This window comes from Micrococcus sp. ACRRV (assembly GCF_022346985.1).
GTDB classification, from domain to species: Bacteria; Actinomycetota; Actinomycetes; order Actinomycetales; family Micrococcaceae; genus Micrococcus; species Micrococcus porci.
The window spans coordinates 1-22,123 of the sequence record NZ_JAKRNH010000034.1; the positions used below are offsets into that span (position 1 = coordinate 1).

The 22,123-nt window shown below is 74.0% G+C and carries 23 protein-coding genes and 2 pseudogenes; 15 read left to right on the forward strand and 10 right to left on the reverse strand.

Annotated elements, in window-relative coordinates; genetic code table 11:
* The 3 genes from MHY29_RS05330 to MHY29_RS05340 all read left to right on the forward strand — a co-directional run.
* Positions 1-1,350 (forward strand): MATE family efflux transporter (locus MHY29_RS05330; protein ID WP_239238663.1); only part of this gene is annotated, 1,350 nt, incomplete at its 5' end.
* A gap of 32 nt (positions 1,351-1,382) precedes the next feature.
* Positions 1,383-1,964 carry a hypothetical protein gene (locus tag MHY29_RS05335; protein ID WP_224356149.1) on the forward strand — a complete coding sequence of 194 codons (582 nt, stop codon included), beginning with the start codon at positions 1,383-1,385 and terminating at the stop codon, positions 1,962-1,964.
* An 86-nt stretch (positions 1,965-2,050) separates the two neighbouring features.
* Positions 2,051-2,446 (forward strand): hypothetical protein, encoded by a 396-nt coding sequence (locus MHY29_RS05340; protein ID WP_224356150.1) that lies wholly within the window; start codon positions 2,051-2,053, stop codon positions 2,444-2,446.
* Positions 2,447-2,635: 189 nt separating this feature from the next.
* Here the strand turns inward: MHY29_RS05340 and MHY29_RS05345 are convergent.
* Positions 2,636-3,220: pseudogene (locus MHY29_RS05345) on the reverse strand (hypothetical protein); the annotation flags it as partial.
* Positions 3,156-4,013, reverse strand: a complete 858-nt coding sequence (locus MHY29_RS05350) for a CGNR zinc finger domain-containing protein (protein WP_239238666.1) — start codon at positions 4,011-4,013, stop codon at positions 3,156-3,158. The gene MHY29_RS05350 and the pseudogene MHY29_RS05345, both read right to left, overlap by 65 nt.
* A 194-nt stretch (positions 4,014-4,207) precedes the next feature.
* On the opposite strand from MHY29_RS05350, the gene MHY29_RS05355 reads away from it, so the two are divergent.
* The 4 genes and pseudogenes from MHY29_RS05355 to MHY29_RS05370 all read left to right on the forward strand — a co-directional run bounded on the left by MHY29_RS05355 (position 4,208) and on the right by MHY29_RS05370 (position 7,449).
* The gene (locus MHY29_RS05355) at positions 4,208-4,435 is read left to right on the forward strand and encodes a hypothetical protein (RefSeq protein WP_239238669.1); all 228 of its coding nucleotides are present in this window, start codon (positions 4,208-4,210) and stop codon (positions 4,433-4,435) included.
* A gap of 111 nt (positions 4,436-4,546) precedes the next feature.
* Positions 4,547-4,660: pseudogene (locus MHY29_RS12300) on the forward strand (ATP-binding cassette domain-containing protein); the annotation flags it as partial.
* A 61-nt stretch (positions 4,661-4,721) separates the two neighbouring features.
* Positions 4,722-5,627 (forward strand): hypothetical protein, encoded by a 906-nt coding sequence (locus MHY29_RS05365; protein WP_239238693.1) that lies wholly within the window; start codon positions 4,722-4,724, stop codon positions 5,625-5,627.
* A gap of 163 nt (positions 5,628-5,790) precedes the next feature.
* Positions 5,791-7,449 carry a thiamine pyrophosphate-dependent enzyme gene (locus MHY29_RS05370; RefSeq protein ID WP_224356152.1) on the forward strand — a complete coding sequence of 553 codons (1,659 nt, stop codon included), beginning with the start codon at positions 5,791-5,793 and terminating at the stop codon, positions 7,447-7,449.
* 37 nt (positions 7,450-7,486) lie between these two features.
* On the opposite strand, the gene MHY29_RS05375 is transcribed toward MHY29_RS05370, so the two are convergent.
* On the reverse strand, positions 7,487-8,047 hold the full coding sequence (locus tag MHY29_RS05375; RefSeq protein ID WP_224356153.1) for a GNAT family N-acetyltransferase: 561 nt from the start codon (positions 8,045-8,047) through the stop codon (positions 7,487-7,489).
* A gap of 295 nt (positions 8,048-8,342) precedes the next feature.
* On the opposite strand from MHY29_RS05375, the gene MHY29_RS05380 reads away from it, so the two are divergent.
* The 4 genes from MHY29_RS05380 (at position 8,343) to adhP (ending at position 12,978) form a co-directional block, all read left to right on the forward strand.
* A complete protein-coding gene (locus MHY29_RS05380; protein ID WP_224356154.1) occupies positions 8,343-8,780 on the forward strand; it encodes a DUF779 domain-containing protein in 438 nt (145 codons plus the stop codon).
* Positions 8,777-10,246 carry a GAF domain-containing protein gene (locus MHY29_RS05385; RefSeq protein ID WP_224356155.1) on the forward strand — a complete coding sequence of 490 codons (1,470 nt, stop codon included), beginning with the start codon at positions 8,777-8,779 and terminating at the stop codon, positions 10,244-10,246. Before MHY29_RS05380 ends, MHY29_RS05385 begins: the two co-directional genes overlap by 4 nt.
* A gap of 122 nt (positions 10,247-10,368) precedes the next feature.
* Positions 10,369-11,892 (forward strand): aldehyde dehydrogenase family protein, encoded by a 1,524-nt coding sequence (locus tag MHY29_RS05390; protein ID WP_224356156.1) that lies wholly within the window; start codon positions 10,369-10,371, stop codon positions 11,890-11,892.
* A 54-nt stretch (positions 11,893-11,946) separates the two neighbouring features.
* The gene (adhP, locus tag MHY29_RS05395; protein ID WP_239238672.1) at positions 11,947-12,978 is read left to right on the forward strand and encodes an alcohol dehydrogenase AdhP; all 1,032 of its coding nucleotides are present in this window, start codon (positions 11,947-11,949) and stop codon (positions 12,976-12,978) included.
* A 154-nt stretch (positions 12,979-13,132) separates the two neighbouring features.
* On the opposite strand, the gene MHY29_RS05400 is transcribed toward adhP, so the two are convergent.
* Positions 13,133-14,035, reverse strand: a complete 903-nt coding sequence (locus MHY29_RS05400) for an alpha/beta fold hydrolase (protein ID WP_239238675.1) — start codon at positions 14,033-14,035, stop codon at positions 13,133-13,135.
* Positions 14,036-14,083: 48 nt separating this feature from the next.
* Here MHY29_RS05400 and MHY29_RS05405 point away from each other — a divergent pair, with 48 nt between their 5' ends.
* Positions 14,084-14,524, forward strand: coding sequence for a hotdog fold thioesterase (locus MHY29_RS05405; protein WP_239238678.1), 441 nt, complete (start codon positions 14,084-14,086; stop codon positions 14,522-14,524).
* Positions 14,521-14,838: an antibiotic biosynthesis monooxygenase gene (locus tag MHY29_RS05410; protein WP_239238681.1), complete on the forward strand. Its 318-nt coding sequence runs from the start codon at positions 14,521-14,523 to the stop codon at positions 14,836-14,838. Before MHY29_RS05405 ends, MHY29_RS05410 begins: the two co-directional genes overlap by 4 nt.
* Positions 14,839-14,983: 145 nt before the next feature.
* Here the strand turns inward: MHY29_RS05410 and MHY29_RS05415 are convergent, their stop codons facing one another.
* Positions 14,984-15,538: an SRPBCC family protein gene (locus MHY29_RS05415; protein WP_239238683.1), complete on the reverse strand. Its 555-nt coding sequence runs from the start codon at positions 15,536-15,538 to the stop codon at positions 14,984-14,986.
* Between the two features lie 112 nt (positions 15,539-15,650).
* On the opposite strand from MHY29_RS05415, the gene MHY29_RS05420 reads away from it, so the two are divergent.
* Positions 15,651-16,064, forward strand: coding sequence for a DUF4259 domain-containing protein (locus MHY29_RS05420; protein ID WP_113914230.1), 414 nt, complete (start codon positions 15,651-15,653; stop codon positions 16,062-16,064).
* Between the two features lie 51 nt (positions 16,065-16,115).
* Here MHY29_RS05420 and MHY29_RS05425 read toward each other — a convergent pair whose 3' ends face one another.
* The 4 genes from MHY29_RS05425 to MHY29_RS05440 all read right to left on the reverse strand — a co-directional run bounded on the left by MHY29_RS05425 (position 16,116) and on the right by MHY29_RS05440 (position 20,023).
* Positions 16,116-18,620: a cation-translocating P-type ATPase gene (locus MHY29_RS05425; protein WP_239238685.1), complete on the reverse strand. Its 2,505-nt coding sequence runs from the start codon at positions 18,618-18,620 to the stop codon at positions 16,116-16,118.
* Between the two features lie 4 nt (positions 18,621-18,624).
* Positions 18,625-18,843, reverse strand: a complete 219-nt coding sequence (locus tag MHY29_RS05430) for a heavy-metal-associated domain-containing protein (RefSeq protein ID WP_239238687.1) — start codon at positions 18,841-18,843, stop codon at positions 18,625-18,627.
* Between the two features lie 41 nt (positions 18,844-18,884).
* Positions 18,885-19,199 (reverse strand): metal-sensitive transcriptional regulator, encoded by a 315-nt coding sequence (locus tag MHY29_RS05435; protein ID WP_239238689.1) that lies wholly within the window; start codon positions 19,197-19,199, stop codon positions 18,885-18,887.
* 80 nt (positions 19,200-19,279) lie between these two features.
* Positions 19,280-20,023, reverse strand: a complete 744-nt coding sequence (locus MHY29_RS05440) for a protein-tyrosine-phosphatase (RefSeq protein ID WP_239238691.1) — start codon at positions 20,021-20,023, stop codon at positions 19,280-19,282.
* 124 nt (positions 20,024-20,147) lie between these two features.
* Between MHY29_RS05440 and MHY29_RS05445 the strand changes: the two genes are divergently transcribed.
* Positions 20,148-21,401 (forward strand): isochorismate synthase MenF, encoded by a 1,254-nt coding sequence (locus MHY29_RS05445; RefSeq protein WP_224356166.1) that lies wholly within the window; start codon positions 20,148-20,150, stop codon positions 21,399-21,401.
* Between the two features lie 111 nt (positions 21,402-21,512).
* Here MHY29_RS05445 and MHY29_RS05450 read toward each other — a convergent pair whose 3' ends face one another.
* Positions 21,513-21,803, reverse strand: a complete 291-nt coding sequence (locus MHY29_RS05450; protein ID WP_224356167.1) for a three-helix bundle dimerization domain-containing protein — start codon at positions 21,801-21,803, stop codon at positions 21,513-21,515.
* Between the last annotated feature and the right edge of the window lie 320 nt (positions 21,804-22,123).

Genomic DNA, 22,123 nt, shown 5'->3' on the forward strand with positions numbered 1-22,123 from the left:
CACGACGACGCCGCCCCGGCCCCGGAGGACCGCCGCGCCCTGGCCCGGCAGGTCCTCGGCCTGGCGGTGCCCGCGTTCGGGGCGCTGATCGCCGAGCCGCTGTTCCTGCTGGCGGACACGGCGATCGTCGGGCACCTCGGCACGGCCCAGCTGGCCGGCGTCGGCGTGGGGACCACGGTGCTGCACACCGTGACCGGGCTGCTGGTGTTCCTGGCCTACGCCACCACGCCCGCGGTGGCGCGCATGGTGGGCGCCGGGAACCCGGCCGGCGCCCTGGACCGCGGCCGGGACGGCATGTGGCTGGGGCTGATGCTGGGCTTCGTGCTGGGCGCGGCCGGTTGGCTGGCCGCCCCGTGGCTGACCGGTGCGCTCGGCGCCGCGGGGGAGGTTCATTCCCACGCCACGGAGTACCTGCGCTGGTCCATGCCGGGGCTGCCCGCGCTGCTGGCCGTGCTCGCCGCCACCGGCGTGCTGCGCGGCCTGCAGGACACGGTGACGCCGCTGGTGGTGGCCGGTGGCGGGTTCGCGGTGAACATCGGGCTGAACTGGGCGCTCGTCTACGGGGCCGGGCTGGGGGTGGCGGGCTCAGCGATCGGCACCGCGGCCGTGCAGTGGGCCATGCTCGCCGTGTACCTGGCGGTGCTGGCGCCACGGTTCCGGGCGGCCGGCACCCGGCCGGGACCTCGGGCGGACGGGCTGCGGGCCACCGCGCAGGTCGGCTCCTGGCTGATGCTGCGCACCGCGAGCCTGCGGGCGGCCATCCTCATCACCGTGGCCGCGGCGACCGGCCTGGGGGACGTCACCCTGGCCGCGCACCAGCTGGTGTTCACGCTGTACTCCACGCTCGCGTTCGCCCTCGACGCCCTCGCCATCGCCGCGCAGGCGCTCATCGGCGCGGAGCTCGGCGCGTCCCGCCCGCGCACGGCCCGGCGCCTGACGGACCTCATGGTGCGCTGGGGGCTGGGCTTCGGTGTCGTCACAGGGGCGGGCCTGGCCACCGCCGCGTGGGCGCTGCCCCCGCTGTTCACCCCGGACCCTGGCGTGCACGCCGCCGCGACCGCAGGGCTGCTGGTCCTCGCGCTCAGCCAGCCGGTGGCCGGGTACGTGTTCGTGCTGGACGGGGTGCTGATCGGCGCCGGCGATGCGCGGTACCTGGCGCTGGCCGGCGTCGTGAACCTGGCCGTCTACGCGCCGGTGCTGTGGGGGCTGGCACGGCTCGCGGCAGGTGGGGCCGACGCCGGGGCGCAGGTCGCGCTGCTGTGGCTCGGGTTCGCCGGGGTGTACCTGGGGATGCGCGCGGCGACCCTCGGCCTGCGCGCCCGCCGGGACGCCTGGATGCGCCTGGGCTGAGCCCCGCCGGGGCCGCTCCGTAGACTGGGGCGGTGACTTCCCCGCAGACCCCCCTCGAGATCTCGTCCGAGGTGTTCAAGCCCGTCCTCATCCGCGCCGGCGTCGCGCTGATCTTCGGCCTGACCACCGTGTTCGTGCAGAACCCGGGGCTGACCTGGATGAAGGTGGCCTTCGCGCTGTACCTCGTGTTCTCCGGGTCCGCCCTCTGGGAGTACCTGCGCCGCGATCCGGTCCCCGTGGGCATGCGCTCCCCGCTGTCCCTGGCCGCCGCCGCGTGGATGCTCGGCACGGTGGTGCTGGTGATCATGGGGTCCCCGGCTGCCGTGGGGATCGTGGTGGGCCTGGCCCTGCTGGCCGGCGGCGCCGCCGAGCTCACGGCGTGGGCGCGGTTCCGCCGCGAGTTCATCCCCGCCCGAGACCAGCTGTGGACCGGCCTGGTCGGCGCGCTCTCCGGTCTCGGCGTCCTGGTCGGCGCGGTGCAGGGCTTCGGCCCGCACGCGCTGCTGGGCATCGCCGGCGGCGGGGCGATCATCGTGGGCGTCCTCATGCTGATCTCCGGCCTCGGCTTCCACCACGAGGTCCGCCGCGACCGGGGCACCGCCAAGGGCCTCTGAGCGTCGCGCGGCGTAGACTGGGTCCGCCCGACCGGCGGTCCGACCACCGCCTGCGTCCCCCGCCGTCCATCCGTAGGAGCCCCGCCGTGAGTGCTCAGTCCCCCCGTCCGTCCGACGACCGCACCCGTCCCGGTGCCGGCCGACCGGCTCGCGGCGGCCTGCGCACCACCGTGAAGGGCCCGCTGGTGTTCTCCGCGGTGCTCGGCCTCGTCGGCGGCGTCGTGGCCGCGCTGACCGCCTCCGGCGGCACCGCCAACCCCCTGCGCATCGACATCGGCCTGATCGCGTTCGGCGTGTTCTTCATGACCTCGCTGGTGGTGGTGGCCATGCTGCAGCTGGCCTCCCGCGAGAACCCGGACCACCTCTCCCGGGGCTCCGGCGTGAACCGCTCCTCCGAGGAGACCTTCCAGCGCCGGGCCGCCGAGCGCCGGGCCAAGGCCGCCGCCGAGCGCCGCGCCGCCCAGGGCGACGCCGGCCGCTGACCCGTCCGCGCCGCCGGTCGACGGGGCGCCCCGGCCCCGGGCCGTCAGCACCCGAACTTCGCGGCCACCTGGCGCAGCGCGCGGGCGGAGGCCTGCAGGCGGGCGATCTCCGAGGAGTCCAGCCCCGGGGGGCACCACCCGCTGCACTCCGGTCGGTCCCACCACGGAGGGCATCGAGAGCGCAACGTCCTCGAGCCCTCGCGTCCCCTGCATCACCGTGGAGACGGGCAGGATGGCGTGCTGGTCCCGCAGCACGACCTCGAGCAGGCGCGTCGTGGCCACGCCCACGGCGTAGTTCGTGGAGCCCTTGCCCTGGATCACCTCGTAGGCGGCGTGCATGACCTGGTGGGCGATCGCGTCGAGCTGCTCCCGGGTGAACACGGGTTGGGCCGCCTCCGGCCGGGACAGCAGGGGCACGGAGCCGATCCGGGCGGAGCTCCCCGCAGAAAGCCCGGTGATGCGCCGGGCGACGAGCGTGAGCACGTCCACGGGGTTGGTCACCGGCACGAGCAGCGCCTCGGGGGCGACCTGCTGCAGGGTGGGCGGCAGGGTGCGCAGGATCCCGATGTTCGCCTCGGCCAGGTCCAGCCGGGCTTCTGCTTGGCGCCGGCGGACCGGAGGGGGCCGACGGCGGGGCTCGTGTGGCCGGGCTAGGTGTCGGCGGGGGCGGGTGTCAGCGGGCCCGGAGCCGCAGACGCCCGCGCCCGGCTCAGTCCTGCTCGCCCTTCTTCTTGTCCTTCTTGGACTTCTTGGACTTCTTCTCCTCGGCGGCATCCTCCGACTCCTTCTCCGCCTTCTTCTTCGTGGCCCTCCTGGCCTTCTTCTCGGACTTGGACTTCTTGTCCTTCGTGGAGTCCTTCTTCACAGGCTCCTGCACTGCGGACTCGACACCCTCCGCGGCCTCGACCGCCTCGAGGTCCGTCGCGTCCTGGGGATCTGCCTCCGGGGCGACCTCCGGCAGGGGTGCGGCGACGGCGGCCTCGACGTCGGCCTGGGTGTCCTCCGCCTCGGCGAGGCGGGCGCGGTAGCTGCGCACGTGGATGCGGTTGGCGCAGTTGGCGGCGTCGCAGAAGCGCTTGGAGCGGTTGCGGCTGGCGTCGACGAGCGTGTTCTCGCAGTCCTCGCCGGCGCAGACCCGCAGGCGGGTGAGCTCGCCCTCGAGGGCGGCCTCGGTCAGGGCCAGGGCCGCCATGGCGGTGAGGCGCTCCACGGCGTCGGCGGGCACCTGGGCGGGGGCGAGGTCGGCGGATCCGTCGGACACCTCGAGGCGCAGGGGGCCGGTCTCCGCGAGCAGCTCGTTCACCGCGGCGACGGCGGCGGGCACGTCCTCGGCGTCCGCGGCGGCCCACAGCTCGGTCAGGCGGGCGCGCAGCTCGTGGGCGCGGGTGCGGGCCGCGGCGGCCACGCGCAGCCGGGACTCGCCCTCCTGCAACTCGGGGACCAGCGCCGGCAGCTGCGTGCCGGCGGTGAGCCGCTCCTCCGCCTCCTGGCCGCCGCGCACACCCGGCGCGGTGTTGAGGAACGCGGAGATCGAGGCCAGGCGGGCGAGGGTGTGGGGGGAGAGCATGGCCCCAGGGTACGGGGCGGCCCTGCCTCAGACCTGGGTATGAGGTCAGATGGACAAGAGTACTGACTTCATGCGTACCCGTTCACGTGGCACGCCCCCGCACGATCATGGTGGCCGCGAGCGGACACCTCCGATCGGGTCATCACCCACCCTCGCGCCGATCGGCGCCCTTCTCCCGGGGGAGAGCCATGTCCATGTCGAAGAGGATCTTCGCCGGTGACCTCATCGCCGGTGCCCTCGGCGCGGGTGCCGCACCTGCATCCGCTGCGCTCTCCGAGTGTCCGTCCGGCAAGGTGCGCCTCGTCAAAGACGCCTATGACGGCGGCTCGTGCTACGCCATGAACTCGTACACCGACAACTACGACGTCGGCGGCTGGTTCAACGACCAGGCCTCGTCCTGGCGCACCACCGGCGGCTGCTGATCCGGCGTCGAGCCCATCCCCGCCTCGAACTCTGACAGAAGGACCGCCGTGCCCACCCCTGCCATCGACGCCCGTGGTGTCAGCCTGCGCTTCATCAGCGGCCCCGAGGTGGTGACGGCGTTGGAGGGGGTCACGGTCCCCTTCCGGCACGGTGAGCTCGTGGCGGTCATGGGGGCCTCCGGCTCCGGCAAGACGTCCCTGCTGAACGTCGTCGCCGGGCTGGAGGCTCCCGACCAGGTCCCGCCACGGGGTCGGGGCCACTCCCACGGGCCTGCTGCGGTCGCGGTTGATCACCTCGGCGGGAGGCACCTGGCTGGCCCTGCTGCTGTTCGGGCTGCAGGCCGTCCTCACCACGGGAACTGTCACACTGGTGACCAGCGGTGTGCAGACATTCACTGCATCCCTCGTGTCTGCGGTGCCCGCAGACCAGGCCCAGCTGGCCATGCTCAACATCGACGACGCCGGCGTGTCCACCAGGCTCGTCCAGGAGGCCCGGCGAGAGATCGACGCTCCGGAAGACTTCGGCTACCGCCAGGTGGAGGCACCGACCTCCGCCCAGGACGGGCCCGTCGTCGTCGTGGAGACACCGAGCCAAGCGGCCGACGTCCCGGGGTTGCAGAAGCTCGACCCCCAGGCCGAGGAGGGGCTGCGGCAGGGGGGTGCACTCCGCGCGCTTCAAGCGCCCGAGGGCGAGCTCTCCGTGGTGGACCCGAACGCGGCGGATCCGACGAGGGTCTCTGCGAGGCTGGCCACATTCCCGGTCATCGTCGTCGAGGGAGCGCAGGGTTCGCTGGCACAGGGCGGCGCCGTGATCCTCGCCTCGACCGCGGCGAGGCTGCCGGCCCCGGTGTCGCGTGAGGTCGCGCATGTGTTCCCACGCCTGACTCCTGAGCAGCAGGCGGTGGCCGCGCGGCTGCCCCAGGAGCTCCACTTCAATCCGGACTGGATGGACCTGCCGAAGCCGCCGGACACGATGCCGATCCCGCCCGCCGTCACGTGTGGTGCGGCGGTGCTGTCCGCCGTCGGCAGCGCGCTGGGCGTGCTGACGGTGACGGCGCTGCAAGGGGTTCCCCTGGACCTCCACGTCCCCTGGACGCTGGTGGGCATCATGGCCGGCGGCACGGTCCTCGCCTTCGTCGGTGCCCTGTGGCTGGCCCTGCGGAACCTCTCGGTGCGCGAGCGCATGGAGTGAGGCATGCTCCGACCGAACCGCAGTCACTGACTGAGACAGTCTGCTGTGGCGTCGCTCACGTCGGCTAGCCTGACCGGGAATCCCGGGCGACCACCCCGTTGTCGGCGGGATGCAGCCAGAAGGGGCGCCGGTGCGCTCCCACACCCACAACCAGGAGTCCCCCATGTCGCAGAACTCCGAGGCGCCGGGCCGCCTCTCGGCAGGCCACCTCATCGTCAAGACGCTCGAGTCCCACGGTGTGCGGCGCGTGTACTCGGTGCCCGGTGAGTCCTACCTGGACGTCCTGGACGGGCTGCACGACTCCGCGCAGATCGAGAACGTCGTCTGCCGCCACGAGGGCGGCGCCACCTACATGGCCGAGGCCGACGGCAAGATGAACGAGGTCCCCGGCATCGCGATGGTGACCCGCGGCCCCGGCGCCGCGAACGCCCACGTGGGCCTGCACACCGCGTGGCAGGACTCCACCGCGATGGTCCTGTTCGTTGGCCTGATCCCGTTCGAGCACCGCGACCGCGAGGCCTTCCAGGAGTTCGACCCGCACGCGTGGTTCGACTCCGGCGCCAAGCGCGTGATGGTCCTGGACCACCCGGAGCGCGCCTCCGAGATCGTGGCCGAGGCCATGTTCGCCGCCGCGTCCGGCCGCCCGGGCCCCGTCGTCGTCGGCCTGCCGGAGGACATCATCCGCGTGGAGGTGGACGCGCACCTGCACCCACAGATCCCCGTGGCCCCCGGCGGCATGACCGTGGAGGACTGGAAGTCCCTGCACGCCGCGCTCAAGGAGTCCCAGAAGCCCCTGTTCATCACCGGCGGCAACGACTGGACCGACGCCGGCGCCGAGGCGCTGACCTCCTGGCTCGAGGACCACAAGATCCCCGCCGCGGCCGAGTGGCGCTGCGAGGGCACCGTGCCGTTCTCCTCCCCGTCCTACGTGGGGCCCATCGGCTACGGCCGCCCCGACTTCACGCAGCACCTGCTGGAGGAGACGGACCTGATCGTGTTCGTCGGGACCGTGCCGGGCGACGTCGTCACCGACGGCTTCACCATCCGCCAGAACTGGGACAAGAAGAACTTCCTGGTCACCATCGACCCGTCCCTGCGCGGCCGCTCCGGCCCCGTCTCCCACCAGATCGTGGCGAAGCCGGACGTGTTCGTGCGCGACCTGGTCCGCATGGACCTCGCCGTGAAGCCGGAGTGGGAGGCGTGGACCTCCCGCCTGCGCGGCCAGCAGGAGGAGTTCGCGGCGCTGCCCGCCGCCGAACCGGGTGACGGCCAGGCGAAGATGGCCACCCTCATGGCCACCCTCATGCCGAAGCTGCCGAAGGACTCGATGATCTCCCTCGGCGCCGGCGAGCACACCAACTGGGCCCACCGCTACTTCCCCACCGAGGGCTACCGCGCCATGATCTCGGCCCGCAACGGCTCCATGGGCTACTCGGTGCCGGGCGCCGTGGCCGCGTCGCTGAACTTCCCGGACCGCACCGTGGTGACCATCGCCGGCGACGGCGAGTTCCTCATGAACGGCCAGGAGCTGGCGACCGCCGCGCAGTACGGCGCCACGCCCCTCGTGATCGTCATGGACAACCAGGAGTACGGCACCATCCGCACCCATCAGGAGCGCGAGTACCCCGAGCGCGTCTCCGGCACCCAGCTGAAGAACCCCGACTTCGCCGCCATGGCCGAGGCGTTCGGCGGCTTCGGGGTGCGCGTGGAGCAGGACGCGGACGTGCCGGCGGCCGTGGACGCGGCGCTCAAGGCCGTCCAGGAGGAGGGCCGGTTCGCGCTCATCCACCTGATCGTGGAGCAGCGCGTCAAGGCCTACTGAGGCCGGCGGCGCGGCGCGGTCCGCGCCGCCCCTCCGGTCAGGCCGCCGTCGTGGGGACGTCGAAGCGCAGCTTGGGCACCGGGAAGGGCGCACCGTCGAGGCCCGCCTCGACCCGGTCCCGCAGCACGCCCCCGCACGCACGGATCGTGGCCACGGAGGCCGTGTTCGTCTCGTCGCACGTGAGCAGGGCGGTGGACACCCCGTGCGCGGCCAGCAGCGTCAGCGCGCCGCGCAGCAGGCGGACGGCGTGCCCCCGCCGCCGGAACGCGGGGCGCACCGCGTAGCCCACGTGCCCGTTGACGTGCCGCAGCGCCTCGTTCAGCTCCCACCGCACGGACACCCGGCCCACCAGCTCGCCGTTCTCGTCCACGCCCACGTAGAAGGACGCGGGCACCCGGCCGGGTTCGACGTCGCCGCGCGCCTCGGCGGCGAACGCGCGGCGGATCGCGGGGAAGGAGCGGGTGCCGGCCATCAGGAAGTCGAACCCCTCCCGATGCAGCTCGGCGTCCGCTTCGCGCGCCGCGATCTCGTCCGCGGCGCGCAGTGGGCGCAACAGGAGGCCGTCCACGGTGACGGTGGGGCTGGGGTCCGGGAGCATGCGCCGAGTGTACGAGGGTGGACGCCGGGCGTGGCCGCGTGAGCCGCCCGCCGCCCCAGCCCTCCTCCCCTCCCCACCCCCGCGCCGTGAGCCAGACATTTCGGTCGTGACCAGTCCCTGATTGCAGCCGAAACGTCTGGCTCGCGGCGACGTACGTAGCCCAGCGCGCGACCCAGCCCACGGCACAGCTCACGGTGCGCCCGCCAGGCCTCCCCCGACGCCAGCTGGGGTGACGTGGATCACGTTCGAGGCTAGGGTGTGGGGACCGACGATCGCCCATCCCCAGGAGGTCGCGATGACCGTGTCGTCCTCGTCGGCGGAGCACGCGCCCGCGCTCGAGGCTCGCCCCGAGCTGCCGGGCGAGACCGTGTCCCGCGTCGCCATGACGCCCGCGGCGCTCGCGCTGATCCGCCGACTCCTCCCGATCCATGGCCCGCTCATGTTCCACCAGTCCGGCGGCTGCTGCGACGGCTCCGCGCCCATGTGCTATCCCGCCGGCGACTTCACGACCGGCGCCGCCGACGTCCGGCTGGGCACCTTCGTGGTGCCGGCCGAGGGGGACCAGGCCGCCGTGGAGATCCCGTTCTGGATGTCCGCCGCCCAGTTCGAGTACTGGAAGCACACCCACCTCACCCTGGACGTGGTGGACGGGCGCGGCTCCGGCTTCTCCGTCGAGGCGCCCGAGGGCAAGCGGTTCCTGATCCGCTCGCGGTTGATGGCCGGCTCGGGATGAGCTCGACCCTCGCCACCGGCGCCTACCGGCGTGCCGTGGACCGGGCCCACGAGTCCCTTGCCGCGGTCCGCCTGTCGCTCGCACCGTCGTCGCCCACCGCTCCGACCGGCGCGGACCAGGGCCTGCGCGCCGCCCTCCAGGGGCTGCGCCGGGAGGTCCGCGAGTCCTGGCTGCGCTCCCTCGGCGTCCTCACCCCCGCGGGGTCGGCCCTCGACGCGGGGGCGTCCGCGACCGCGCCCGCGGTGCCCGGCCAGACCGACCCGGCCACCCTCTCCGACGACGACCTCGCCGCCGCCCGCCGCGAGCAGCGCCTCGCGGTGGCCCTGCCGGTGGTCCGCCGCATGCTCATCCAGCCCGCGGCCGAGGCCGGGATGCTCGCCGCGATCGGCAACGCGCGCGGCCACCTGCTGTGGGTCGAGGGCGACCGGACCGCGGTGCGCCACGCCGAGGCCTTGGGCTTCGTGGCCGGCGCCGACTGGTCCGAGGCGTCGATGGGCACCTCCGCCCCCGGCATCGTCCTCGCGACCGGCGCCCCCACGCAGGTCAGCCGCGGCGAGCACCTGAGCCCGCGCGTGCACCCGTGGAGCTGTTCGGCCGTCCCGCTCACGGACCCGGCCACCGGGCGGCTCGTCGGGGTCCTGGACCTCACGGGCGGCGAGGACGCCGTCAGCCACCTCGCCCTGCCGCTGCTCCAGACCACCGTGGACGCTGTGCACGCCGCCTGGCGGGACCTGCCCGCCCCGTCCCGGGGCCGTTCCCGCGGCACCGTCCCGACGCCGGGCCCCTCGGCCCCGCCGTCCGTCTCGCCGGGGCCGAGCCCCGCCGCTGCGCCGCACCGTCACGACGCCGCCGCGGGCCTGCTGCGCGTGACCGGCCACCTGCCGCCCACCCTGGACGGGGTCGAGCTCACCGGCCGGCACGCCGAGATCCTCACCCTCCTCGCGTGGCACGGCCCGGGCCTGACCGGCGCCGAGCTCGAGGTCGCGCTGTATCCGGAGGAGACGGTCGGGCCCCGGTCCGCGCCGGGCGACGCCCCCGCCCGCGCCATCTCGCTGCGCGCCGAGGTGCATCGGCTCCGCCGGGCGCTGCGGGACGTGGGGGCGCGGGTGGAGCTGCTGTCCCGGCCGTACCGGCTCGTGGGGGCGGTGCACGCGGACCTGCTGTGCGCGCGGGAGGCGCTGCGCGCCGGGGATCTGGACCGTGCGCTGCACGCGGCGGCCGGGCCGGTGCTGCCGCGGTCGGCGTCCCCCGGCGTCGCCTCGATCCGCGCGGAGCTGGGGGAGGCGCTGCGCGAGGCCGTCGCCCAGGACGCGGATGTCGAACAGCTCTGGGCCTACCTGGGCCGCCCCGAGGCCCGCGACGACGTCGAGCTCTGGGGCGCCGCCCTGCGTCTGCTGCCGGCGGACTCGCCGCGGCGCGCGCTCGCCGTGGCCACCCTCGAGCGGATCGAGCGGGACCTGACCTGACCCGGCCCGCCCCTCACCGGCACTCGGCTGCAACCTTCGTGCAACCTCCTTGTGACTAGCGTCACATCCACGGCAGGGCGCCGCCCGGCGCCGAGGCAACCGCAGGCAAAGGAGCCAGCACCATGACCGTCTACGCATTCCCCGGGACTGAGGGAGCCAAGGTCGAGTTCAAGCCCCGCTACGAGCACTTCATCGGCGGAGAGTGGACGCCCCCGGTCAAGGGCCAGTACTTCGAGAACGTCACGCCCGTGACGGGCAAGGTGTTCTGCGAGGTCGCCCGCGGCACGGCCGAGGACATCGACGTCGCCCTCGACGCCGCCTGGAAGGCCGCCCCGGCCTGGGGCGCCACCTCGGCGGCCGAGCGGGCGCTCGTGCTGCACCGCATCGCGGACCGCATGGAGGAGAACCTCGAGATGCTGGCGGTCGCGGAGACCTGGGACAACGGCAAGGCCATCCGGGAGACCCTCAACGCGGACCTCCCGCTGGCCATCGACCACTTCCGGTACTTCGCCGGCGCGATCCGCGCGCAGGAGGGCGGCCTGTCCCAGGTGGACGAGGACACCGTCGCGTACCACTTCCACGAGCCGCTCGGCGTGGTCGGCCAGATCATCCCGTGGAACTTCCCGCTGCTGATGGGGGTGTGGAAGCTGGCGCCCGCGCTGGCCGCGGGCAACGCCGTCGTGATCAAGCCCGCCGAGCAGACCCCGGCCTCGATCATGGTGTTCATCGAGCTGATCGCGGACCTGCTGCCGGCCGGCGTCGTCAACGTGGTCAACGGCTTCGGCCTCGAGGCCGGCAAGCCGCTCGCGCAGTCGCCGCGCATCCGCAAGATCGCGTTCACGGGCGAGACGACGACGGGCCGGCTGATCATGCAGTACGCCTCGGAGAACATCATCCCGGTGACCCTGGAGCTGGGCGGCAAGTCGCCCAACGTCTTCTTCGAGGACGTCATGGCGAACGACGACGCCTACTGGGACAAGGCGCAGGAGGGCTTCACCCTGTTCGCGCTGAACCAGGGCGAGATCTGCACGTGCCCGTCGCGTGCGCTCGTGCAGGAGTCGATCGCGGAGAAGTTCCTCGACGCCGTCGTGGAGCGGACCTCGCGCATCGTCACCGGCAACCCCCTCGACACGGACGTGATGATGGGCGCCCAGGCCTCCAACGACCAGCTCGAGAAGATCACGTCCTACCTGGACATCGGCCGTCAGGAGGGCGCCGAGGTGCTGATCGGCGGCGCCCGCGCCGAGATGGAGGGCGAGCTGGCCGGCGGCTACTACGTGCAGCCCACGATCTTCCGCGGGGACAACTCGATGCGCATCTTCCAGGAGGAGATCTTCGGGCCGGTGGTCTCGACCACCACGTTCACCGACTTCGACGACGCCATGCGGATCGCCAACGACACGCTCTACGGGCTCGGCGCCGGCGTGTGGTCCCGGAACGGCAACACCGCCTACCGCGCGGGCCGGGCGATCCAGGCCGGCCGCGTGTGGGTGAACAACTACCACGCCTACCCGGCCCACGCCGCGTTCGGCGGGTACAAGTCCTCCGGCATCGGCCGAGAGAACCACCTGATGATGCTCGACCACTACCAGCAGACCAAGAACCTGCTCGTCTCCTACTCCGAGGACAAGCTCGGGTTCTTCTGAGCCGACGCCGGCACCGCACGACCCCCCTCCCCACTCCACGAAAGGTGATCCCCCATGACCACGATGAAGGCAGCCGTCGTCACCCAGTTCGGCAAAGAGGCCGACGTCACGGAGGTCGAGCGCCCGACGCCCGGCCAGCACCAAGCGCTCGTGAAGCTCATCTCCTCGGGCGTCTGTCACACGGACCTGCACGCGATGGAGGGCGACTGGCCGGTGAAGCCGACCCCGCCGTTCATCCCGGGCCACGAGGGCGTGGGCGTCGTCGAGGAGGTCGGACCCGACGTCGAGAACCTCAAGGTCGGGGACATGGTCGGCAACGCGTGGCTGTGGGGCGCGTGCGGCCACTGCCAGTACTGCCGCACCGGGTGGGAGACCCTGTGCGAGGAGCAGATCAATGGCGGCTACTCCATGAACGGGTCCTTCGGCGAGTACATGCTCGTGGACGCCCGCTACGCGCCCGTGATCCCCGAGGGCGCGGACCCGATGGAGGTCGGCCCGATCCTGTGCGCCGGCGTCACGGTGTACAAGGGGCTGAAGCAGACCGAGGTGCGGCCCGGGCAGTGGGTCGTGATCTCCGGCATCGGCGGCCTGGGGCACATCGCGGTGCAGTACGCCGTGGCGATGGGCATGCGCGTGGTGGCCGTGGACGTCGCGGACGACAAGCTGGCGCTCGCCTCCCGGCACGGCGCGGAGCTGACCGTGAACGCGAACGTCGCGGACCCCTCCGTGGAGATCCAGGAGAAGATCGGCGGCGCCCACGGCGTGCTCGTCACGGCCGTGCACCCGCAGGCGTTCGGCCAGGCCATCGCGATGACCCGCCGCGGCGGCACCATCGTGTTCAACGGCCTGCCCCCGGGCGACTTCCCCGCGCCGATCTTCGACATCGTCCTCAAGGGCCTGACCATCCGCGGCTCGATCGTGGGCACCCGTCAGGACATGGTCGAGGCGCTCGAGTTCTATGCGGCCGGGAAGATCCACCCGACGTTCCACACCCGTCCGCTCACCGAGATCAACGACGTGTTCGACGAGATGCGCCACGGCAAGATCGAGGGCCGCGTCGTCATCGACTACGCGATGCAGGACTGACGTGTCGCCTGGGCATCCGCTGGGCGCGGGGTAGTATCGATACATCACGCGCACCAGTGCGACGGCGGTCGTCCCGCCCGGAGATCCGGGTCGGGGCGGCCGCCGTCGTCGTCGCGGGGACGGGGCGGGCCGCGGCGATTCCGGTGCGCGAGCCTCAGCGGGCCCCGGCCGGGGCGACGCCGTCGCGCAGCCACTCCACCGTGGCCGGCCAGAAGGTCGACGCGAACCGCGCGTGGAACAGTCCGAAGTGCCCGATCTCCGCGACACCGAGCTCCTCCGGCCGCACCCGCCAGCGCACCGTCCGCCGACCCGGCGAGTAGGCGTCCGCGCGGTCGAGGGCGGCATCGGTGCCGAAGTCGTCGTCGACGGGCGCCACGATCAGCGCGTCCGCCGTGAACGCGGCCAGACGACGGCGCAGCTCGTCCCGGCCGGCGACGGTGCGGGCGCTCGCGGTGAAGTCGCGGCGGCTGCGCGCCCAGTCCAGGGCGACCCCGCGCGGCAGGTCCTCGAGCCAGCCGAGCCGCCGCCCCGGGAAGTGACCGCGGGCCAGCGTGACCATCGGCATCGCCGCGTGCCAGCGCGCCCACATCCGCGCCCTCCCCGGCCGCGCCCGGTAGTCCCGCCAGTAGGCGTGCTGCCCGCCCACGGCCACGTGCCGGGCCACATGCCGCGCCTCGTCCGCGAGCCCGATGCCGAACCCGCCGTAGCTGTGACCCACCGTCAGGAGGGGGCCGGGCAGGTGCGTCCGGGCCCAGCCGAGCACAGCGTCCGCGTCGAGGGCGCCCCAGTCCGCCCACCGCGCCCGCCGGGCCACGGCGAACGGCGCGCGGGACTCCCCGACGCCCCGGTAGTCGAACGTGACCGCGTGGAACCCGTGGCCGGCGAGGAACTCGGCGTAGCGCCGGTAGTACGTGGCCTTCACCCCGGTCGCCGGGGCGATCACCACCGCGCCGGCGGGCCGGGCCGGGGGCGTCGTCGTGGGGGCGAAGTGGCGGGCCGCGAGCACGAAGCCGTCGCGGGCGCGGAGGCGCACGAGGGTGGAGGTGGTCTGCGTCACGCCGCCACCCTAGGCACGGGGCGGCGCGACCTGCGACACAATGGGCCCATGACTGACACCCCCCAGAGCTCGTCCGGCCAGAGCCGGGACGAGATCCTCGCCCGCCTCGAGGAGATCTACGCGAACGACCCCGCGGTGCGCGAGCACGACGTCACCCTCGGCGAGGTGGCCGAGGGCCGCGTGGTGCTGCACCGCGACGTCACCGCGGACATGGTGAACTCCCACGAGATCTGCCACGGCGGCTTCCTGTTCCACCTCGCGGATTCGGCGCTGGCGTACTGCGTGGCGACCTTCGGCGCCGCCCCCGTCACCCGGCGCGCCGAGATCACCTACGTGGCGCCCGCCAAGCTCGGCGCGCACCTCGTGGCGACCGCCCGCCAGTCGGTGGAGTTCGGCCGCGACCGCATGATCGAGGTCGGCATCGAGGCGGACGGCCAGCTCGTCGCCTGGTTCACCGGCCACTCCACGAGCCCGCGGGTGCACGCATGAGCGCCGGGCAGGACGCGACGACGGCCGGGCCGGTCGTCGAGTCGGTGGAGCTGCACGTGGCCGCGGGAGCGGAGGCGGCGTTCGAGGCCGCCGTCGCCGAGGCCGAGCCGCTGTTCCGGGACGGGGGCGCGACGTCCTTCGCACTGTCCCGGCAGGTGGAGGACCCGGCGCACTACCGGCTGCTGATCGGCTGGCGCACGCTCGAGGACCACACCGTGGGCTTCCGCGAGTCCGACTCGTTCCTCGCGTGGCGGGCGCTCGTCACCCCGCACCTGGTGCAGCTGCCGGCCGCGACCCACTGGTCCACCGTCTGACCCCCGCACCCCCCGCTTTCGTTCGGGAAACGGCGGTCCCCAGCGCGCTTTCGTTCGGGAAACGGCGCGAGGGCTGACCGTTTCCCGAACGAAAGTGCTCGACACGCCGCCGTTTCTCGAACGAAAGTGCGGAGACGCGGTCGGTTCAGAGGTGACGGCCGGCCAGCCGCGTGAGGCTCGACTGGATGCCCCGCTCGTTGTCCGCCGGCACCCGCAGCAGCTCGTACGCGCGGCGCACGGCCGGCCGGGCCCACGAGTAGTCGAAGGTCTCGGTGACCTCGGTGGTGCCGTCCCCGTTGTCCCGGAACGCCCAGCGCCACCGGTGCCCGCCCGGGTGGGTCCACTCCACGAGCTCGTCCTCGTCCACGGCGGTGGCGGTCAGCGGCATCGTGTACGGCACCCCGTACTTCCGCATGGCCATGCGGAACCGGTCGCCCACGGCCAGCCGGTGCGGCCCGCTCACCTTCGGGCGCACGGTCCCGGACCCGTCCGCCTCGTGATGGCGGTGCGGGTCCGCGAGCATCGCCCACAGCTCGTGCGCCGGCGCGGCCACGGTGACCCGGTAGGACACCTGGTGCTCGCCGGTCTCCACGCGCTCGGGCCACGCCGCCTGCGGGGCGGACTGCGGCAGCCCGGACGACGACGGCGCGGCGGGCTCGGTCTCGGGGGTGGCGGGAGAGGAGGTCGGCTCGGTGCTCATGCCGCCCAGTCTAAGAACTGCCGCGGACACCGGAAGCGGAGGCGACGGCACCCCTCGGCGGGGACACCACAGGACTCTTGCCGGGGGCCCGCCCCGGGCCTAGGGTCAGGTCATGGGCGCATGGGGCAGAAACGTCTTCCAGAACGACACGGCGTTGGACATCGTGGACGAGGTCCTCGACGGCACCTTCGACCTGGACGAGTTCCGCAGGAACTTCCGTCGCGACGAGGACGAGGGCTACCTGACCGCGAGTCAGGGCGCGGCACTCCTCGCCCTCGGGGCGCTCGTGCGGATCGCCCGGAACGAGGACCACGCCGACCTCGAGGCCCTGCTCGAGCACGCGGAGACGGACGAGGTGGACCTGACCGCCTTCATCGACCAGTTCTCGGACGAGGACATCGAGACCCTGCGCGAGCTGATCGGCGTGGTCATCCGCGAGCCCTCCTGCTCCGAGCTCTACCAGCTCTGGGAGGAGTCCGGCGAGCTCGAGCAGTGGCTCGAGTACTCCCGCGAATGCCTGCCCTGACCGGCCGGCCGGGCCGGGGTGGACCCGGCCGGCGCTCAGCCCCGCCCCGGCTCAGCGCGCGTAGCGGGTGAGCCGCAGCGAGTTCAGCACCACGAGCACGCTCGAGGCCGCCATCGCGCCGCCGGCGATCATCGGGTTGAGCAGGCCCAGGGCCGCGACCGGGATGCCGAGCACGTTGTAGAGGAACGCCCAGAACAGGTTCATCCGGATGATCCCCAGGGTGCGGCGGCTCAGGTCGAGCGCCTGGACCACCTGGTGCAGGTCATCGCCCATCACGGTGATCTGCGCGGCCTCGCGGGCCACGTCCGTCCCCGAGCCCATGGCGATGCCCATGTCCGCCGCGGCGAGCGCCGGGGCGTCGTTGACGCCGTCGCCCACCATGGCCACCACGGCGCCCTCGGACTGCAGGCGCGTCACCACGTCCACCTTGTCCTCGGGGCGCACGCCGGCCACCACGTCCGCGGCCGGGATCCCGACGGCGTCCGCCACGTCGGTGGCGACGGCGGCGTTGTCGCCGGTCACCAGCAGCGGGCGCAGGCCGAGCTCCTTGAGCCGGGCGATCGCGTCGGCGGAGGTGTCCTTCACGGTGTCCCGGACGGACAGGACGCCCGCCACGCGGCCGCCGACCGCGACCCACACGGCCGTGGCGCCAGCCTGCTCCGCGGCCTCGAACGCGGCCCGGTGCTCGGCGGGGATGCCGCCGTCGAGGGCGGTCTCGAGGACGGAGCCGCGGCCGACGGCCACGCGGACCGGGGCCGGGTCGGCGGCGCCGTGCGCGCCGGAGGCGAGGGCGCCGTCGTCGTGGGGGAGGGCGACCAGCCCGGACACGCCGCCGCCGGCCGTGGAGGCGAAGTCCGCCACGTCGGGCACGGTCAGGCCGCGCTCCTCGGCGCCGGTCACGATCGCGCGGGCGATCGGGTGCTCGGACCCGCGCTCGACGGCGGCCGCCAGGGTCAGCAGGACGTCGGCGGCCCGGTCCGGCGCCGTGTCGGCAACGAAAGCGCTCCCGGAGGCGCCCGTTTCGGCCACGAAAGCGCTCCGGGGAGCGTCCGTTTCGGCCACGAAAGCGGGGTCGAGGACGAGGACGTCCGCCAGCGCCATGCGGCCTTCGGTCACGGTGCCGGTCTTGTCCAGCACGATCGTGTCCACGGTGCGCGAGTCCTCGAGCACCTCGGGGCCGCGGATGAGGATGCCCAGCTGCGAGGCGCGGCCGGTGCCGGCCAGCAGGCCGACCGGCGTCGCCAGGCCGAGGGCGCACGGGCACGCGATGACCAGCACGGCCACGCCGGCGCGCAGCGCCGCCGCCATGTCCCCGGAGAGCAGCAGCCAGCCGAGGAACGTCAGCACGGCCAGCCCCAGGACCACCGGCACGAACACCGCGGAGATCCGGTCCGCCAGGCGGGCGACGCGCGCCTTGCCGGTCTGCGCGTCCGCCACGAGGCGGCCCATCTGGGCGAGCGTGGTGTCCGCGCCCACCCGGGTGGCGCGGGCGACCAGCCGGCCGGAGGTGTTCAGGGTGGCCCCGGTGAGGGCGTCCCCGGGGCCGACCTCCACGGGCACGGACTCGCCCGTGAGCAGGGAGGCGTCCACGGCCGAGGTGCCCTCGAGCACCTCGGCGTCCGTGGGCACCTTCTCGCCGGGGCGGATCAGCACGACGTCGCCCGGCGCGAGGGACTCGGCGGGCACCGTGCGCTCGTCGTGGGTCTTGGGGTCGTAGAGGGTGGCCTGGGCCGCGCCCAGGTCCAGGAGGGCGCGCAGCGCGGCGCCGGCCTCACGCTTGGCGCGGGCCTCGAGCCAGCGGCCCAGCAGCAGGAACGTGGTGATGACCGCGGCCGCCTCGAAGTACAGGCTGTGGTGGGCCATCTCCGCCATGGTCCCGCCCACGTGGGCGGTCATGTCCGGCGCCAGGATCAGCTCCACGGCCGAATACACGAAGGAGACGAGCACGCCCAGGGACACGAGGGTGTCCATCGTGGACGAGCCGTGCCGGGCCGCGCGGAACGCCGCCGAGTGGAACGGCCACGCCGCCCACAGCGCCACCGGCGCCGCCAGGGCGAACGCGACCCAGCCCCAGTGCGGGAACTGCAGCGCCGGGACCATGGAGATCAGCACGAGCGGCACCGTCAGCACCGCCGCGCCGATCAGGCGCGGCTTCAGCACGTCCTCACTCGGACCGTGGGCCATGTGGTCGTGGTGGTCCACGCCGTCATGGTCCGCGGCGTGCTCCTCGCCGTGGCCCTCGCCGTGCTCGGAGGTGTGCGCGTGCCCGGCGTGCCCGGCCTGCCCGGCCGGCGGGGCGGGACGGCGCACCGTGGCGCCGTACCCGGCCTTCTCGACGGCGGCCACGAGCTCCTCGTCCGACACGCCGGCGGGCGCCGTGACGGTGGCCTGTTCGAGCGGCAGGTTCACGGACGCCGTGACGCCGTCGAGCTTGCCCAGCTTGCGCTCGACGCGGCCCACGCACGAGGCGCAGGTCATGCCGGTGACGTCCAGGTCGACGCGGCGGGTTGTCTCGGGCTGCGGGCCGGCCGGTGCGGAGGAGGCGGGGTGGTTCATGGGGTCAGCCCTCCACCAGCGTGTAGCCGGCCTCCTCGACGGCGGCGCGCGCGGCGGCGGGGTCGAGGGGGCCCTCGGAGGTGACGGTGGCGGTGGACACGCCCCCGGTGTTCAGGTCGACGTCCACGGCGGAGACGCCGGCGATCTCACCGAGCTCCTCCTGGACGGAGGCGACGCAGTGGCCGCAGGTCATGCCGGTGATCTTCAGGTCGGTGGTGGTCATCTCATGCTCCTCGTGCGGTGGCGGGTGGGCGACAGCGCCGGTCAGCGCAGCAGGCGGGCGATCGCCGCGGTGGCCTCCGCCACCTTGGCGTCGACGATCTCCTGGCTGCCCTCCTGGTCGGCCTGCACGGCGGCGTCCGCCACGCAGTGCCGCAGGTGGTCCTCCACCAGGCCCAGGCTCACGGCCTGCAAAGCCTTGGTGGCGGCGGCCACCTGGGTGAGGACGTCGATGCAGTAGACGTCCTCCTCCACCATGCGGTGGATGCCGCGGACCTGGCCCTCGATGCGCTTGAGGCGCTTGAGGTACGCCTCGCGCTGGGGGGAGTAGCCGTGCCCGGCGTGCCGATCGTGCTCCATGCCTCGAAGATATACCCCTAGGGGGTATCCCGCAAGGAGAGCTCCCCCCACGGGGGAGAGGCTCCCCCAGGGGAGCGGGCTCAGGCGGCCGGGTCCGCCGCCCCGCCCTGCTCCTCACCCTCGAGGGCGGTCAGCTCGGCGATCAGGCCGCGGACCTGCAGGTCCAGGGCGTCGCGGACCCCGCGGACCTGCTCCAGGGCCAGGCCGCGGATCGAGGGCACGGACCAGTGCTGGACCTCCACGCCCGCGGGGACGTCCAGGAGGTCCTCCTCGGCGCCGTCGAACAGCACCACCAGCTGGGCCGCCTGCAGGATGTCCCGGTCCACGCCCTTGGGGAACGCGTGGTGCAGGGGCAGACCGATCTCGTTCATCACGTCCAGCGCCATCGGCAGCACGCTCCCCGCCGGGGAGGTGCCCGCCGAGCGGGAGGCCACCGTGCCGCCCGAGCGGTTCTCGAGCAGCGCGGCGGCCATCTGGGAGCGACCGGCGTTGCCGTGGCAGACGAAGAGCACGCGCGGGTGCCGGGACTCCACGGAGCCCTGCGCGATGGCGCGGGCGCGCAGCCGGGCGGCGGCGTAGTTGGCCGCGGTGACGGGCAGCATCTCCGGGTGGCGGGTGGTGCGGGCCAGGCGCGCGTAGGAGTCCTCCAGCAGGGCCCGGGCCATGGCCACGTCCCCGACCTCCGGGTAGCGGGCGTGCAGATGCTCCGCCTCGCGGTCCAGGACGTGGGCGGCCATCCCCTCGGGGGCCGGCGCCACCACGGGCAGCGCGCCCGTGGGGTCCAGGGGGACGTCCGCGGCGGGGTCGGAGGGATGCGGGGCCACGCCTGCTCCTTCGGCTCGGGGGCGCGGGGGCCGCGCCGGGTCTGACAACGGTAGCGGCCGCGGCGTCCGCCTGCGCGCGACGCCACGGGCACGACGGCATGGGCACGTGAGCCAGAATGGGGGCATGCCCCCCGTCCCGTCCGTCGCCGTCGCGGCGCTCGCCGCCCGCGCCCTCTCCCCGTCCGGGTCGGCCGCCGGGCGCGTGCCGGCGTTCGCCCGCGCCGTCGTGTGGGCGCGTGAGGACACCGTGCGGGTCGGCGTCGGCGGGCACACGGTCCTGCTCGACGGCCCCGACCGCCTGCGGCGGCTCTCCGCGCTCTGGCGCGCCGCCGTCGCCGCCCGCCCGGAGCCGGCCTCCCCCGCGCTGGCCTGGGTGTCCTCCGCGTTCGACGACGCCTCGCCCGTCCCCTCCGTGCTGCGCGTGCCCGCCCGCGTGCTCCAGGCCGGCCCCGACGGCGTCGTCGAGGTGCCGGTGGCCATGCCGCGGGAGGCGCTCGCGGCCGCGGTGGCCGCCTGCCCGGGGGCGCGCCTGACGGAGGCCGGCGAGGTCCCCCTCCCCGCCGACGACCCCGCCCTGGCCTGGGACGACGCCGGGTACGCGGCCGGCGTCGAGGAGGTCGTCGCGCGGATGGAGGCCTCGGCGGGCGCCCTGAGCAAGGTGGTGGTGAGCCGCACGGAGACCGTGCCGGCGGGCGAGGACAGGCTGTGGGCCGCCGTCGACGCCCTGCGCGCGGAGTATCCGCAGACGTGGACCTTCGCGGTCGGCGGGCTCGTGGGCGCCACCCCGGAGATGCTCGCCACCCGGCGGGACGGGGTGGTCGCCTCACGCGTGCTGGCCGGCTCCCTCCCCCGCGGCGTGGACGAGGGCGACGACGCCCGGCTGCGCGCCCGGCTGGCCGCCGACCCGCGTCTGCTCCGCGAGCACCACTGGGCGGCACGGTCCGTGCTCGACGCGCTGGCGCCCGTCGTGGAGCTGGAGGACGCGCATCCGGCGCCGTTCGTGCTGACCCTGCCCAACGTGCACCACCTGGCCACGGACGTGCGCGGGCGACTGCGCCCGGGAGAGGGGGCCGTCCTGGACGTGGTGGCGGCGCTGCACCCCACGGCGGCCGTCGGCGGCACCCCCACCGCGGAGGCCCTGGAGGTGATCCGCGCGGTGGAGCCGGTGGACCGGGGCCGCTACGCGGGGCCGGTGGGCTGGCTGGACCAGGACGGCGACGGCGAGATCGCCCTGGCCCTGCGGTGCGGCCAGCAGGTGCCCGGCGGCGTCCGGCTGCAGGCGGGCGGCGGGATCGTCCCCGGGGCCGCGGCCGAGGAGGAGGTCGTCGAGGTGGGGGTCAAGCTCCTGCCCATGCGCCGGGCCCTCGGCGTCGCCTGAGCGGGGTCGGTGCGGCGGGCGCAACGACCCGGACATGCGTCGACGGCGGCCGGTCAGTCTGGCTGAACCGGCCGCCGTCGGGCGGAGGAGTGCGTGTGGCGCGCGGGGCGCTCACGCGGCGTGGCGCGCGTGCGTGATGGTCATGTGGGCCGGAGCCGCGGCCATGGCCTCGAGGCGGTTCAGGGCCTCCCGCTCGGTGAGGGCCGGCAGGTAGGTGGTGAGGCGGGCCTCGGCCTCGAGCTCGGCGGTGACCTCGGCGACGGTGGTGCGCACGTCGGCGGCGGGCACGGAGCCGTCGAATCGACGGATCAGGGTGCCGGCGATGCGCTCGAGGACGCGCTGCTGCATGGTGGTGTCGGGGTGGACGGGCATGTGGTGCTGGGTGGTCAGGGTCGCGGTCATGGCGATCACCGTGTCCTTTCGGGGCGGGGCCCCTTCGATGCGTGCGGACGGGGACGTCCGCGGTGCGGTCGGTGGCGTCCGCCCTCCGTAAGTGAACGGAAGGTGAACAACTTGTTAACCACTCTAGATGAATTCTCGGTGAACGCAACCCTGTGGGGGCCGTCGGCGGACGGCCTCGGCCCGGATTCCGCGGATTCATGCGGATCGCCAGGTAAACGGAAGGTGAACTGGTCAGGGCCCTGGGCATGGCCGTGGGCGGGGCCCTGACCAGTTCACCTTCCGTTTACCTGGCGATCCGCATGAATCCGCGGAATCCGGGC

Coding starts and splice junctions, on each gene's coding strand:
- MHY29_RS05350 (WP_239238666.1), bottom strand. CDS start 4,013: ATGCTCTCCCCCCACACCCTCGCCCGCCTGGCCTCGATCTCCGCGTTC.
- MHY29_RS05355 (WP_239238669.1), top strand. CDS start 4,208: ATGTCGAAGAGGATCTTCGCCGGTGACCTCATCGCCGGTGCCCTCGGC.
- MHY29_RS05370 (WP_224356152.1), top strand. CDS start 5,791: ATGTCGCAGAACTCCGAGGCGCCGGGCCGCCTCTCGGCAGGCCACCTC.
- MHY29_RS05375 (WP_224356153.1), bottom strand. CDS start 8,047: ATGCTCCCGGACCCCAGCCCCACCGTCACCGTGGACGGCCTCCTGTTG.
- MHY29_RS05380 (WP_224356154.1), top strand. CDS start 8,343: ATGACCGTGTCGTCCTCGTCGGCGGAGCACGCGCCCGCGCTCGAGGCT.
- MHY29_RS05385 (WP_224356155.1), top strand. CDS start 8,777: ATGAGCTCGACCCTCGCCACCGGCGCCTACCGGCGTGCCGTGGACCGG.
- MHY29_RS05390 (WP_224356156.1), top strand. CDS start 10,369: ATGACCGTCTACGCATTCCCCGGGACTGAGGGAGCCAAGGTCGAGTTC.
- adhP (WP_239238672.1), top strand. CDS start 11,947: ATGACCACGATGAAGGCAGCCGTCGTCACCCAGTTCGGCAAAGAGGCC.
- MHY29_RS05405 (WP_239238678.1), top strand. CDS start 14,084: ATGACTGACACCCCCCAGAGCTCGTCCGGCCAGAGCCGGGACGAGATC.
- MHY29_RS05410 (WP_239238681.1), top strand. CDS start 14,521: ATGAGCGCCGGGCAGGACGCGACGACGGCCGGGCCGGTCGTCGAGTCG.
- MHY29_RS05415 (WP_239238683.1), bottom strand. CDS start 15,538: ATGAGCACCGAGCCGACCTCCTCTCCCGCCACCCCCGAGACCGAGCCC.
- MHY29_RS05420 (WP_113914230.1), top strand. CDS start 15,651: ATGGGCGCATGGGGCAGAAACGTCTTCCAGAACGACACGGCGTTGGAC.
- MHY29_RS05425 (WP_239238685.1), bottom strand. CDS start 18,620: ATGAACCACCCCGCCTCCTCCGCACCGGCCGGCCCGCAGCCCGAGACA.
- MHY29_RS05430 (WP_239238687.1), bottom strand. CDS start 18,843: ATGACCACCACCGACCTGAAGATCACCGGCATGACCTGCGGCCACTGC.
- MHY29_RS05435 (WP_239238689.1), bottom strand. CDS start 19,199: ATGGAGCACGATCGGCACGCCGGGCACGGCTACTCCCCCCAGCGCGAG.
- MHY29_RS05445 (WP_224356166.1), top strand. CDS start 20,148: ATGCCCCCCGTCCCGTCCGTCGCCGTCGCGGCGCTCGCCGCCCGCGCC.
- MHY29_RS05450 (WP_224356167.1), bottom strand. CDS start 21,803: ATGACCGCGACCCTGACCACCCAGCACCACATGCCCGTCCACCCCGAC.